Source organism: Vibrio sp., assembly GCF_984391705.1.
Genome location: NZ_CFHWOM010000017.1, coordinates 18391 through 32416, shown reverse-complemented (window position 1 = coordinate 32416; position 14026 = coordinate 18391). Strand labels below are relative to the sequence as shown.

Below are 14026 nucleotides of genomic sequence, written 5' to 3'. Positions count from 1 at the left end.
TAATAAAACCCGATACAGTTCAGACTTTTAGTGCATAAACATTGTCCACACTCCTAAAGGTGACAATAATTCTGTTAACTAAATTGTTATAAGTGTTTAACGTCATGGAATCGACCTACAACATCATCATCGCAGATGACCATCCACTATTTCGCAACGCGCTGTTTCAATCGGTGCATATGGCAGTCAGTGGTGCCAACTTGCTTGAAGCCGATTCCCTCGATGCATTGCTTGCTGTTTTAGCTCGTGAAGAAGAGCCAGACCTACTGTTACTTGATCTCAAAATGCCAGGCGCGAATGGGATGTCGGGGTTAATTCACCTGCGTGCAGAGTATCCAGATCTGCCTATTGTCGTGGTTTCCGCAAGTGAAGAGCCCTCGGTCGTGACTCAAGTGAAAAGTCATGGTGCATTCGGTTTTATCCCTAAATCAAGTGACATGAGAGAGTTAGTCAGCGCCCTCAATCAAGTCCTCAATGGCGAACCTTTCTTCCCTGAAGGCTCAATCACCAACAATGCAGCTTGTAACGATTTAGCGGAAAAAATTGCCACTTTAACGCCTCAACAATACAAAGTGCTCGGAATGCTATCTGATGGCTTGCTCAACAAGCAGATTGCTTACGAGCTAAATGTATCGGAAGCAACCATAAAAGCCCATATGACGGCGATTTTTAGGAAGTTAGGTGTCAAAAATCGAACTCAAGCTGTTATTTTGCTACAACAGCTAGAATCAGAAGCTTAACTTACGCTTAGCTGACACTTTGCTACTTATTAATTTGCTAAACTCCGCTCATCAGGCAGCAATCTGATTTACCCCTCTGTTCACTAACTCTGGGAGTACTTCTCTTGTTAAGCATCTTAGTTACCCAATTTGTTGTTCTTTGGGCAGTGATTGACCCAATCGGCTCCGTCCCTGTCTATTTGTCTCAAACTCAGCACCTTACCGCTAAACAGCGTCGACTCGTCGCCTTAAAGGCCGTTGGTATCGCTACAGGCGTATTACTTTTCTTTCTTATCGTTGGTCAGTTTTTACTTGAAGCAATGCAGATCCCACTCCCGGCCTTTCAAGCCGCTGGAGGGTTAGTTTTGTTGCTATTCGCGCTCACCATGATTTTTGGTGAATCCAAACCTGAGCAAGAGACAAAACTCAGTGAGGAAGTGAGCCATTCAGATCTCGCCGACCTTGCAGTTTACCCTCTTGCCATTCCATCGATTGCTTCACCAGGCGCGATGATGGCCATCGTGATGTTGACCGACAATCATCGCTATTCATTGATAGATCAGGGCCTCACCGCAGCGGTAATGATTGTCGTCTTATTGATCACGCTACTTCTTCTGCTTGGTGCAACTCACATTCAAAAATGGATCGGTAACGTTGGTGCAGCCATCATCAGCCGCGTAATGGGACTGATTTTAGCGGCGGTGGCAGTCAATAATCTGCTGTTAGGGATCAAAGATTTCTATCTCGGCTAATAAATTTCAGCTGGATCGACCAGCAAACGTTAGACTTTTGGCTAATTTAACACAACATTAACATCACAGATTCTCACCAAATCTCTTTAAGCGCCTTATTTTTAGGCGCTTTTTGTTTTTAATGCCCCGACTAAAGTTGAAAAGAGTTCTTGCCTCACCCTTGCTAGGGTAGATATTGAAACATTTTCTTAACAACAAAACCAATCGTAAGGAGGCGGCAATGGCGTTTGAAAGTCAGGATAAAGCCAAAGCCTATTGGGACAAAAACGTAAAACTGATGATCAACCTAATGGTGGTTTGGTTTGTCGTTTCTTTTGGCTGCGGCATCTTATTTGTCGACGTACTTAATCAATTTCAACTAGGTGGTTACAAGCTGGGCTTCTGGTTCGCACAGCAAGGGTCCATCTATACCTTCCTAGGTATTATTTTCTACTACGCGTGGAAAATGCGCCAAATTGACCGTGAATTCGGCGTAGATGAGTAAGGAGTAACTCAGATGGATTTGAAAACTATCACTTACCTCGTTGTTGGTGCGACCTTTATCCTTTACATCGGTATTGCGATTTGGGCACGTGCTGGATCAACTAAAGAGTTCTATGTTGCAGGCGGTGGTGTAAACCCAATCGCTAACGGCATGGCAACAGCAGCGGACTGGATGTCAGCAGCATCATTTATCTCTATGGCTGGTCTGATCGCCTTTATGGGTTACGGCGGCTCTGTATTCCTAATGGGTTGGACAGGCGGTTACGTACTTCTAGCACTTCTACTTGCACCTTACCTACGTAAGTTCGGCAAGTTTACTGTACCAGAGTTCGTAGGTGAGCGTTTCTACTCAAACGCGGCGCGTATCGTGGCGGTTGTTTGTCTTATCATCGCGTCGGTAACTTACGTTATCGGTCAGATGAAAGGTGTTGGTGTTGCGTTCGGTCGTTTCCTAGAAGTTGATTACTCTACTGGTCTTCTGATTGGTATGTGTATCGTATTCATGTACGCAGTAATGGGCGGCATGAAAGGGATTACTTACACGCAGATTGCTCAATATTGCGTACTCATTTTAGCTTACACTATTCCAGCAATCTTTATCTCTCTGCAGTTAACTGGTAACCCTCTACCTCAGATTGGTCTGGGTAGTACTATTCAAGGCACCGATGTGTATCTGCTCGACAGGCTCGACCAGGTGGTGACCGAACTCGGATTTAGTGAATACACCACGCAAGTCCGTGGCGATACACTGAACATGTTCGTTTACACTATGTCACTAATGATCGGTACTGCGGGTCTACCACACGTAATCATCCGTTTCTTCACTGTACCTAAGGTTCGTGATGCACGTACATCAGCAGGTTGGGCTCTAGTCTTCATCGCTATCCTATACACTACTGCTCCAGCAGTATCTGCAATGGCTCGTCTAAACCTAATGGATACAGTTAACCCTGCTCCAGGTCAGCACCTTGCTTACGATGAGCGTCCTGACTGGTTCAAGAACTGGGAGAAAACAGGTCTGCTTGGCTTTGATGATAAGAACGGCGACGGCGTAATCCAATACACATCTAGCGCAGAAACTAACGAGCTGAAAGTTGACCGTGACATCATGGTACTGGCTAACCCTGAGATTGCGAAACTACCAAACTGGGTAATCGCTCTAGTGGCAGCAGGCGGTCTAGCAGCGGCACTATCAACCGCAGCAGGTCTATTGCTGGCGATATCCTCCGCGATATCACACGACTTAATCAAAGGCGTTATAAATCCGAATATATCTGAGAAGAAAGAACTGCTCGCCAGTCGGATCTCCATGGCGGTGGCGATTGCAGTGGCTGGTTATCTCGGCCTCAACCCGCCAGGCTTTGCAGCAGGTACGGTAGCACTGGCCTTCGGTCTGGCCGCATCGTCTATCTTCCCTGCGCTGATGATGGGTATCTTCAGCAAAGGTATCAATAAGGAAGGCGCAATCGCAGGTATGATTGCAGGTATCAGTATCACTCTATTCTACGTATTCCAGCACAAAGGCATCCTATTTGTCGCTGACTGGAAATACCTAGAAAGCTGGGGTAGCAACTGGTTCCTAGGCATTGAGCCAAACGCATTTGGTGCAATTGGTGCTCTATTTAACTTCATCGTTGCATTCGGCGTATCGAAAGTAACCGCTGAAACTCCGCAAGAAGTTAAAGACCTAGTTGAACACGTACGTGTACCTGTAGGTGCTGGCGACGCTGTTGACCACTAATAATAAAACCTGAACCACAAAAGCCCCTATTGGGGCTTTTTTATTCTATGTTTTACGTTACCGTATTCGAAGTCTGTTGTAGCAAGGAAGCCAAGATGTTCAAAAATAAGCACTTTATAGTTGCTCTATTAGTTGCCCCAATTCTATCTATTATCGCCTATTTTGGTGCTGATATGGCTGTCAGCGAGAAACCTCACGCCGCCAAAGAAGGGCAAAGCTATAAGCTCATAGCCAAATCCAACTGCCGATACACCAGTGGTCTTTGTGGTATGGAAAATGGTGAATTTAAGGTGCAGTTTCGTTCGGAAAAGTTAACCCAATCTGAACTACAACTTTCCATGAAGTCTCACTTCCCGATAGAAGGCATTAAGCTGTCTCTCGTCGATAACCAAGAGCAAGACGGACAGCCTTTGGCTATGACTCCAGCGGATCAAGCAGGGCAAAACTGGTACATCACATTACCGAAACCCGCCTCCGAAGAAAGCTGGCTACGTGTCGCTATTCAAGCGGAAGGTACGCTCTACTACGGTGAAACTCAAACAGCGTTTGTAAAATACGAAACCTTGTTTACCGAGTAACTAAACACATGAAACATTTAAGGGTTGGCATAATGCCAACCCTTTTTATTTTTCTCTAGCCAATCACCTTACACTCGATTCAATATCGCTCTTAGCTTTAACGGTTTTACCGGTTTAGGAATAAAAGCAAACCCATTCGACTTAATGCCATCCATCATATCGTTGGTTCGGTCAGCACTGATGATGACTCCTTCAAAGCTGTCTCCTAAACGCAAACGGCACTGCTGTAAGACCTCTAGCCCCGTCCGGCCATTATCAAGACGGTAGTCAGACAAGATGACATCAGGGATCCAACTATCTTCAATGGATTTCAAGCTCGCCACAATGTCTGTCGCCGTGCGAACGTCACACCCCCATCGACCAAGCAAGTTTTCCATTCCAACTAAAATGTCCGCTTCATTATCAACACATAGCACTTTGAGATGGCTGAGATCTGATGCAGGCGCAGCAGCTGTCGTTTGAGGTTGAACCAAAGCTTCCAAACCTCGTTTTAAAGTAATGGAGAAGACACTGCCCTGGCCTGGCCATGAACGCATTGAAATCTGGTGACCAAGAACATGAGCGATACCTTTTGATATTGCTAGACCTAAGCCTAAACCTTGGTCTGATCGAACTTGGCTGCCACGAGTAAACTCTTCAAAAATCTCTTGCTGCTTGTCTTCATCAATCCCAGTCCCGTTATCCCACACATCGATACGCGCTTGACCATTCACTCGACGCACGCCCAGTACCACTTTACCTTTCGGGTTATAGCGGAAGGCATTAGTTAAGAAGTTTTGGACAACACGGCGTAGTAATTTCGGGTCCGACTGCACTATCAATTGGCTTGGAACCATCTCAAATTGGATGCCTTGCTGCTTAGCCAAAGCACTAAATTCGGCGTTGAGGTTGGATAACACATCATTGATAGCAAAGGCATGAACATTGACATCCAACTTACCTGACTCAAGGCGAGAGATATCCAGTAAGTCTCCAATCAAATCTTCCGCAGCCCCTAACGCACTTTCAATATGCAGTGACAGTTTCTTGGTCTCTTCTTCCTGAGCCACTTCCGATAGCGACGATGCAAACAAACGTGCAGCGTTAAGCGGTTGCATTAAGTCATGGCTGACCGCTGCCAAAAATCGCGATTTAGACTGAGATTCATGCTCAGAGCGCTGAGTAGCCGCAACTAATTGCTTGTTAAGGTTTTCAAGTTCTTGAGTCCGCTTATGCACGCGCTCTTCAAGCGATTCATTGGCATCTTTCAAAGCTTGCTCTGCGTCTCTAAATACGGTGATATCCGTAAAGCTCATCACGAAGCCCCCTCCTGGCATCGGATTGCCTTGCACCTCTATGACTCGGCCATCAGGGCGAACTCGTGATGACGTATGTCGCGTCCCTTGCTCTAGGTGATACACACGGCGGCGAACATGCTCTTCGGGATCTCCAGGGCCACAAAGCCCTTGCTGGGCATTATGACGAATTACATCCGCGATGGGCCTACCGACTTGAATCAAGCCTGTTGGAAAGGTGAAGAGCTCTAGGTAGCGTTGGTTCCAAGCGACTAACCTAAGCTGTTTATCAACCACAGCTATCCCTTGACCAATATGCTCAATCGCCCCTTGCAGAAGTCCGCGGCTAAAGTCATACAACTCTGACGCTTCATCAACAATGGTAGCCACCTCTTCAAGCTGCATATTTCGCCCTTGCAAGGCAGAAGTCAGCACGAGTTTCGCTGAAGACGCTCCAAATACCCCAGCCAACACACGCTCAGTATGACGAATCAGGGTAGATGGTGCTTGTTGGTTGGGCAGCATAGTTTCATGCTGCTGCATCCAATATTGTTTAAAGGCGTTACGAACGCGCTGCCTACCAACAAATCGAGACGCGAGCATCTCCAATTCACCAACTGTGACTCTGCTTTGATAGAGACTCATGTTCTCGCTTTCAGGCAACGGCGTCCCCACAAAAGAGGCAGACTGCAATCGCTCACTCAAGCTGGATCGCGTAACCAGAGAGATCAGCACATAGCAGATCGCATTAACCGTAACGCTTAGGACAATGCCCCAGTCAGAGCTCTTAATGCCGGCATTTTCCAGTAGATCTGGTGGAGTCACAACCCACAACAAGAAGTTGCTGCTGGCATCCCCGGCTAGCATATCGGTCTGACTCATCAGAGTGATCAACCAAATAGTGAAACCTAGCCCTAAACCAACATACGCTCCCTTGCGATTACCTTGTCGCCAGTACATGCCGCCGAGAATGGCAGGCGCGAACTGAGTAATCGCAGCAAAAGAGAGAAAACCAATCGCGGATAACGAATGAATATTACCTAGCGCTTGGTAGAAACCCCAAGCACCTAGCAAGAGCAACAGGATCAACCCGCGCCTAATGATAAGCAGTAAGCCCGAAAAGTGACGATGATTGCGCTGCGACAATCGCATCCTGCGCAGCAGCAATGGCATGACTAAGTCGTTTGAGACCATGATCGCCAGTGCAATGGTTGAAACAATCACCATGCCACTGGCCGCAGAGGTTCCACCCAAGAAAGCCAGCAAAGCAATGTCCTGCGCTCCCACTGCCATCGGCAAACTAATTACATAGGTGTCTGCACTGACACCTGAAAGCATGCTCTGCCCCACCCAGGCAATAGGCAGTACAAACAGTCCCATCAAGACTAAATAAACGGGGAATAGCCAACGCGCAGTGTGAAGATCTTGCGCCCTTTCATTTTCAACCACCATGGTATGGAATTGACGCGGCAAACAGACAATCGCCATCATGGTCAGCAAGGTGTGAATTACCAAGGTTGGGATGTTAGGGGATTGATAGGTTTGTGAGGCAATGTCCAGTAGCTCTATATCACTGCGATTCAATGCTAAATAAAGGATAAAGCACCCAACAACAAGGAAGGCAACCAGCTTGAGTAATGATTCAAACGCAATGGCCATCATCATTCCTCTATGGTGCTCAGTATTATCTATATGTCGAGTACCAAACAGCATAGTAAAAATCGCTAATGCTGCGACAACAAACCAAGAGACATCGAACCCTTGACCAGAAACGTTATCAGCGAGATCTGGTGCGATAATCTCCAACCCCATGGTAATGCCACGTAACTGCAAGGCGATGTAAGGCAAAATGCCGGCAACCGCGATCAAGGTAACCACGACAGCCAATCCCTGAGATTTCCCATAGCGCGCGGCAATAAAGTCAGCAATAGAGGTGATATGCTCACGCTTAGCCGTAATGATTAAGCGAGCAAGGATCCGCCAACCCAAGGTAAAAACAATTATTGGCGCAAGATAGATGGGCAAAAAAGACCAAGGATTATTGCTGGCCTGTCCGACTGTGCCGTAAAAAGTCCAAGAAGTACAATAAACCGCAATCGACAAGCTATAAATCCATGGTCGCCATTTTGCCAACCATTTTGTTTGCTTGTCACCGTACCAGGCAATCAGAAAGAGCAGCCCTAGGTACAGTAGCGACACTGAAATCACTAACCAACCTTGCATCAGATATCCTTATCGATTCGCGGATTATGTCTTTATCATCAATATAAAAGCTCCCCACTATGGAGAGCTTTCATTTAACTAAGGATACCCATTGAACTCAATCGAGCAGGGTTAATTCTGTGGTTCAGGCTCCATAACCTTACGATTCGGTTTTGCCTTGGGTTCCACTTTGATAAATAGCGCGAGCACGCCCATTGCCGCCATAGCCCAAAAAACATTGGCTCCCCAATGCTCATAGCCCCAACCACTTAACGTTGTCATTAGTGCGATGAATGCGCCTAAAGGAATGGCATTGTATAGCGCTTGCAGTGCGACCATCTTACGCGGCTCTGAATCTTGAATGTATTGAATCGCAGCAATATGGGCAATCGCAAACGTCACACCATGCAACAGTTGGATCAAGACTAACGCCAGCAGCATAGTGGTCGACGCTGTTAAGCCCCAGCGTACTATCACCCCAATCGCCGCAACGACAAACAAAGCGCGCAGTGTCCACCCGGCAAACAAGCGCTTACTCAGGGCGAAAATAGCCACTTCCGCGACAACCCCTAAGCTCCACAGATAGCCAATAATATCTTCCGAATACCCAGCGCCTTTCCAATAAATGGAGCTAAAGCTGTAATAAGCGGCATGACTACCTTGAATCAGCGCCACCAAAACGAGGAACTTCACTACCGGCCCTTCCCGTAACAGCTCGGTTAGCTTAGGTCTTTCAGCATGCTCCTCTTCGGTTGTCACCGGCATTGGATTAATACGGCGTATCGAGAATATCAGTGAAACAAGTACCCCTGCCAAAGCAGTGAACAGGATCATATCGGTACCAAATTGCGCCACCATAAAACCAACTACGGTAGAGCCTGCAATAAAAGCAATCGAGCCCCACAAACGAGTGCGGCCGTAATCGAGCATTTTTAGTCGCGAGTAGTAGTTCGCCATCGCATCAGAAAGAGGCACAATGGGGCCACAGCAGAGGTTAAACAGCACCGTAGCTAGAGCCATCAGCCAGAAGCTGCCACCAGTAAAGAAGTGAAAACCGACAAACAACAATGAAGCAAAACTCAGCCAACGCAGCGCTGGCATTAGGTGCTCTACTTTATGAATACGAGGGGTAAGTACCATATTGGCAACACAACGAGTGGCAAAGCCAATCCCCACCAATAGGCCAATATCTGTGGGAGAAACACCTTGCTCCTCAAACCACAAAGCCCAAAACGGTAAATACACACCGTAGGCAAAGAAAAAGCCAATAAAGTACTGGGAAATCCAGCCATAAGGGGTCGGAGTCAGCATTGTTACCTCAGAATGCCAAAGAACAGAGCGGCCATTATCCACTTTGTAACAAAAGTTAAAAAGGGAAGATTATTCACCAAGCTGTTTCCTTATTGTCCACTCGATTCACTGTAGAGATAACAACACTCACTAAATTCGACCAAAGTCGTCTAGCGAAATCAGCCAATTAGGGCACACTTAGCCTATGGTCTTTTGCACACATGTAGGTCGCTCATGCCAGACAAATTTAACATGCACTCCGCGCCTTTTAATCGCTTGGATGATCGCCAGCAAACCACCCTGCGCGCATCACTCGACGTGGCCTACTTTCGTGAAAAAGAGGTCATTTTAGCGACCAATAACGACAGCCAGCACCTTTATATTCTCATTAAAGGTGCCGTTGAAGAGCGTAGTGAAGATGGCCAAGAGATTTTCGCTCATTACGCAAATGATGACCTTTTTGACGTACGTGCCCTATTTGAAGGCCAAGCTCGTCACCACTATATCGCCCTCGAAGATACCCTAGTGTACTTACTGCCTAAAACAGTGTTTCTTGAGCTCTACAATGAAAACGGTCAATTTGCCGCTTACTTTGATACCAACCTTGCGAAGCGCCAAGAGCTTATTGAAGCAGCCCAACAGCAGCAAAACTTGGCGGAGTTTATTCTGACCAAAGTCGACAGTGACATCTATCATCCTCCGATGATTTTGCAGCCAGAACAACCTCTTAAGGAAGTCACTAAAACCCTTAAAGAGAATGGTATCGATTCAGCGTTAGTTAGACTAAATGATGACGATATACGCCTCATCGACGATCCGCATAACTTGCCCTATGGTATTGTAACCCGCACCAATATGCTGCATGCGGTCATGCTCGATGACCACCCTCTCGACACCCCTGTAGGTCGTATAGCGACCTTCCCTGTTGTCCATATTGATGATGGTGATTTTCTATTTAACGCCATGATAAAGATGACCCGTAACCGCATGAAACGCGTTATGGTCGCCGATGGCAAGGAAGCGGTGGGTATGCTCGATATGACTCAGATCTTGAGTGCTTTTTCGACACATTCACACGTGCTGACCTTAAGTATTGCCAGAGCTTCGAGTGTTGAAGAACTGGCTATGGCTTCAAACCGCCAGCGCCAGTTGGTGGATAGTTTGCTGGGCAACGGCATCCGCACCCGATTTATTATGGAGCTTATCTCCGCGGTCAATGAGCAGATTATTGAAAAAGCGTTTGAATTAATTGTTCCTCCAGCCCTTCACGACCATTGCTGTTTGGTCGTTTTAGGCTCAGAAGGGCGTGGGGAGCAAATTCTCAAAACCGATCAAGATAACGCTCTGATCATCAAAGATGGTCTGCATTGGCACCAGTGTGAAAAAGTGATGGATGAATTGACCCATACACTGCAGCAACTCGGCTATCCACTTTGCCCTGGAAATGTCATGGTCAACAACCCTAAATGGGTGAAAAGCCAAAGCGATTGGAAAAAAGAACTCTCTAAATGGTCTAAACCCACCTCTGCAGAGCAAGTCATGGACTTAGCGATTTTCACCGATGCGCACGCAGTTGCCGGGAACAAAGAGCTACTGAGTCCGGTACGACATCATTTAAGGGAGTTGATGCTAAATAATATGTTAGCGCTACAAGACTTCTGTCGCCCGGCCTTGCAGTTCTCCTTACCACTGACCCTGTTTGGCAACGTTAAGAAGGATAAGCAGGGAGTCGATTTAAAAAGTGGCGGCATCTTCCCGATCGTCCATGGTGTTCGCACGCTAGCCCTTGAATACGGAATTGAAGAGAGTAATACCTTTGACCGTATTGAAGCGTTGCGTACCAAGCGGATTCTAGAACCTGATACAGCAGATAACCTCAACGAAGCACTCAAACTGTTCTTTAAGCTACGCCTGGGACAACAGCTAGCCAATCAACACAGCAGCAACCGAATCGATTTAAAACAGTTAGAGCGAACCGAGCGTGATTTATTACGCCACAGCCTGCACGTCGTGAAGAAATTTAAGCAATTTCTTGGCTATCATTACCAGATACGGGACTAAGCGAGAGCATTATGAATTGGTTTCAACGTCGCTATTGGTATTTCAAGTTGAAAGGCTCAGCCTATCGACCGCTGTTTGCTAGCGTACAAAAAGGCGAATATGTCTCACTCGATTGTGAAACCACCAGCTTAGATCCGAATCGAGCCGAGCTAGTCACTATTGCCGCAACGAAGATCATCGATAACCGCATTATTACCAGTAGACCCTTTGAGGTACGTTTGCGAGCTCCACAATCCTTGGATTCTAACTCAATCAAAATCCATCAGATTCGCCATCAGGACTTAGTAGATGGTATCGATGAAAAGCAAGCGCTCGTTCAATTACTCGACTTCATCGGTAATCGCCCTTTAGTTGGCTATCATATCCGCTACGACAAAAAAATTCTCGATCTGGCCTGTCGTCGCCACCTAGGGTTTCCTTTGCCTAATCCATTGATTGAAGTCAGTCAGATCTATCACGATAAACTTGAGCGACACCTACCTAACGCCTATTTCGATTTAAGTTTAGATGCCATCTGTAAGCACCTCGATCTTCCCATGCAGGACAAACACGATGCTCTGCAAGATGCGATTTCCGCCGCTCTCGTCTTTGTGCGCCTGACAAAAGGTGATCTACCTAGCCTTAATTTCCCCTACGTAAGATAAATCAACTTACGACCAAGTTCTCAATTTGCGTTTTAATCCCTTAATTTTTAAGCAGAAGTGTCACTCTCATCCTAAAGTCTAATTGTCGAATCTCAGCCTGTGATTGAAAGTTATAGCCATAGGGAATTTGTACAACGTTAGTTGTTTTAAACGGACACTTGCTCGATTCATAGGAATTAAGCACAAGGAGAAAAGCAATGAGTGAAGCCCATATTTATCCGGTTAAAGAAAACATCAAGAAAAACACACACGCGGATAACGATACTTACCAAGCCATGTACCAACAATCTGTAACAGACCCTGTTGGCTTCTGGAGTGAACACGGCAAGATTGTCGACTGGATGAAACCTTTCACTCAAGTTAAGAACACCTCTTTCGATACAGGCCACGTAGATATCCGTTGGTTTGAAGATGGTACGCTCAACGTATCAGCCAACTGTATCGACCGTCACCTAGCAGAGCGTGGTGATGACGTTGCGATCATTTGGGAAGGTGACGATCCAAACGATGATAAGACACTAACATTCAAAGAGCTGCACAAAGAAGTGTGTGAGTTCTCTAACGCACTGAAAGAGCAAGGCGTTCGCAAAGGCGATGTCGTTTGTTTGTACATGCCAATGGTGACAGAAGCGGCGGTTGCGATGCTCGCTTGTACTCGTATTGGTGCAGTCCACACTGTAGTATTCGGCGGTTTCTCACCTGAAGCCCTTTCTGGTCGTATTATCGATTCAGATGCAAAAGTGGTCATTACTGCTGACGAAGGTGTGCGTGGTGGCCGCGCGGTTCCACTGAAGAAAAATGTCGATGAAGCACTGACCAACCCTGAAGTAAAAACCATCGAAAAAGTGATCGTAATGAAGCGCACTGGTGGTGACATCGACTGGCACGAACATCGTGATGTTTGGTGGCATGAAGCGACAGCAAACGTGTCTTCAGACTGCCCACCAGAAGAGATGAAAGCCGAAGATCCGCTATTCATTCTTTACACTTCTGGCTCAACAGGCAAACCAAAAGGCGTACTGCACACAACTGGCGGCTACCTAGTGTATGCTGCGATGACGTTTAAATACGTATTTGATTACCAACCTGGCGAAACATTCTGGTGTACCGCAGATGTGGGTTGGATTACTGGCCACACTTACCTAATCTACGGCCCACTGGCAAACGGTGCTAAAACGATTCTATTTGAAGGTGTGCCTAACTACCCAAGTACTAACCGTATGAGCCAAGTAGTCGATAAGCATCAAGTCAACATTCTTTACACGGCACCAACCGCTATTCGTGCATTAATGGCGAAAGGCAATGAAGCAGTTGAAGGCACCTCACGTAGCAGCCTACGTATTATGGGTTCGGTTGGTGAACCAATTAACCCTGAAGCTTGGGAGTGGTACTACAAAACCATCGGTAACGAGAACTCACCAATTGTTGATACATGGTGGCAAACAGAAACTGGCGGCATCTTAATTGCGCCGCTACCAGGTGCAACTGACCTTAAACCAGGCTCTGCAACACGTCCATTCTTCGGCGTTCAACCTGCTCTTGTTGATAACATGGGTAACATCATTGAAGGTGCGACAGACGGCAACCTAGTGATTCTCGATTCGTGGCCTGGTCAAATGCGTACCGTTTACGGTGACCATGAGCGCTTTGAACAGACGTACTTCTCTACCTTTAAAGGTATGTACTTCACCAGTGATGGTGCTCGCCGTGATGAAGATGGTTACTACTGGATCACTGGCCGTGTTGATGACGTACTGAACGTATCTGGCCACCGCATGGGTACTGCTGAGATTGAATCAGCACTGGTTGCTCACGATAAGATTGCTGAAGCTGCAATTGTTGGTATTCCACACGATATTAAAGGTCAGGCAATCTACGCTTACATCACATTAAATGATGGTGAGTTCCCAAGTGCTGAACTCCACGCAGAAGTGAAAAACTGGGTACGTAAAGAGATTGGCCCAATCGCTACACCAGATGTACTGCACTGGACTGACTCTCTACCGAAGACTCGTTCAGGTAAGATCATGCGTCGTATCCTACGTAAGATTGCAACCGGTGATACGAGCAACCTAGGTGATACTTCAACGCTGGCAGACCCAAGTGTTGTTGATAAGCTTATCGCTGAAAAAGCTGAACTCGCTTAATTCACTGTTTTAAACAGTCTAATTGAAGTCAAGCCGTCACTAACGTGACGGCTTTTTTGTTTGTTGGAGCACAAAACTGCACCTGCACATGACGCGAAAACGACCAGTTTTGTTACCTTGGTAGCAAAATCACTC

At 46.6% G+C, this 14026-nt stretch carries 10 protein-coding genes; 8 read left to right on the top strand and 2 right to left on the bottom strand.

What is annotated here, in order from left to right; translation table 11 throughout:
• Positions 1–104 precede the first annotated feature (104 nt).
• The 5 genes from AC4MRV_RS11385 to AC4MRV_RS11365 all read left to right on the top strand — a co-directional run bounded on the left by AC4MRV_RS11385 (position 105) and on the right by AC4MRV_RS11365 (position 4273).
• Complete coding sequence (locus AC4MRV_RS11385) at positions 105–740, top strand: response regulator transcription factor (protein ID WP_491187458.1); 636 nt, start codon at positions 105–107, stop codon at positions 738–740.
• A 104-nt stretch (positions 741–844) separates the two neighbouring features.
• Positions 845–1471: a MarC family protein gene (locus tag AC4MRV_RS11380; protein ID WP_491187457.1), complete on the top strand. Its 627-nt coding sequence runs from the start codon at positions 845–847 to the stop codon at positions 1469–1471.
• Between the two features lie 220 nt (positions 1472–1691).
• Positions 1692–1955: a DUF4212 domain-containing protein gene (locus tag AC4MRV_RS11375; RefSeq protein ID WP_005470918.1), complete on the top strand. Its 264-nt coding sequence runs from the start codon at positions 1692–1694 to the stop codon at positions 1953–1955.
• Between the two features lie 12 nt (positions 1956–1967).
• Complete coding sequence (locus AC4MRV_RS11370) at positions 1968–3695, top strand: sodium:solute symporter family protein (RefSeq protein ID WP_491187456.1); 1728 nt, start codon at positions 1968–1970, stop codon at positions 3693–3695.
• Between the two features lie 95 nt (positions 3696–3790).
• Positions 3791–4273, top strand: coding sequence for a hypothetical protein (locus AC4MRV_RS11365; protein WP_491187455.1), 483 nt, complete (start codon positions 3791–3793; stop codon positions 4271–4273).
• A 68-nt stretch (positions 4274–4341) separates the two neighbouring features.
• Here AC4MRV_RS11365 and AC4MRV_RS11360 read toward each other — a convergent pair whose 3' ends face one another.
• Positions 4342–7770 carry a PAS domain-containing hybrid sensor histidine kinase/response regulator gene (locus AC4MRV_RS11360; RefSeq protein ID WP_491187454.1) on the bottom strand — a complete coding sequence of 1143 codons (3429 nt, stop codon included), beginning with the start codon at positions 7768–7770 and terminating at the stop codon, positions 4342–4344.
• Positions 7771–7881: 111 nt separating this feature from the next.
• A complete protein-coding gene (locus tag AC4MRV_RS11355; RefSeq protein ID WP_491187453.1) occupies positions 7882–9060 on the bottom strand; it encodes a 3-phenylpropionate MFS transporter in 1179 nt (392 codons plus the stop codon).
• A gap of 213 nt (positions 9061–9273) precedes the next feature.
• On the opposite strand from AC4MRV_RS11355, the gene AC4MRV_RS11350 reads away from it, so the two are divergent.
• The 3 genes from AC4MRV_RS11350 (at position 9274) to acs (ending at position 13891) form a co-directional block, all read left to right on the top strand.
• Positions 9274–11100 carry a DUF294 nucleotidyltransferase-like domain-containing protein gene (locus AC4MRV_RS11350; protein ID WP_491187452.1) on the top strand — a complete coding sequence of 609 codons (1827 nt, stop codon included), beginning with the start codon at positions 9274–9276 and terminating at the stop codon, positions 11098–11100.
• A gap of 11 nt (positions 11101–11111) precedes the next feature.
• The gene (locus tag AC4MRV_RS11345) at positions 11112–11744 is read left to right on the top strand and encodes a 3'-5' exonuclease (RefSeq protein ID WP_491187451.1); all 633 of its coding nucleotides are present in this window, start codon (positions 11112–11114) and stop codon (positions 11742–11744) included.
• A 197-nt stretch (positions 11745–11941) separates the two neighbouring features.
• Positions 11942–13891, top strand: a complete 1950-nt coding sequence (gene acs / locus AC4MRV_RS11340) for an acetate--CoA ligase (RefSeq protein WP_491187450.1) — start codon at positions 11942–11944, stop codon at positions 13889–13891.
• Positions 13892–14026 lie beyond the last annotated feature (135 nt).

Coding starts and splice junctions, on each gene's coding strand:
- AC4MRV_RS11385 (WP_491187458.1), top strand. CDS start 105: ATGGAATCGACCTACAACATCATCATCGCAGATGACCATCCACTATTT.
- AC4MRV_RS11375 (WP_005470918.1), top strand. CDS start 1,692: ATGGCGTTTGAAAGTCAGGATAAAGCCAAAGCCTATTGGGACAAAAAC.
- AC4MRV_RS11370 (WP_491187456.1), top strand. CDS start 1,968: ATGGATTTGAAAACTATCACTTACCTCGTTGTTGGTGCGACCTTTATC.
- AC4MRV_RS11365 (WP_491187455.1), top strand. CDS start 3,791: ATGTTCAAAAATAAGCACTTTATAGTTGCTCTATTAGTTGCCCCAATT.
- AC4MRV_RS11360 (WP_491187454.1), bottom strand. CDS start 7,770: ATGCAAGGTTGGTTAGTGATTTCAGTGTCGCTACTGTACCTAGGGCTG.
- AC4MRV_RS11355 (WP_491187453.1), bottom strand. CDS start 9,060: ATGCTGACTCCGACCCCTTATGGCTGGATTTCCCAGTACTTTATTGGC.
- AC4MRV_RS11350 (WP_491187452.1), top strand. CDS start 9,274: ATGCCAGACAAATTTAACATGCACTCCGCGCCTTTTAATCGCTTGGAT.
- AC4MRV_RS11345 (WP_491187451.1), top strand. CDS start 11,112: ATGAATTGGTTTCAACGTCGCTATTGGTATTTCAAGTTGAAAGGCTCA.
- acs (WP_491187450.1), top strand. CDS start 11,942: ATGAGTGAAGCCCATATTTATCCGGTTAAAGAAAACATCAAGAAAAAC.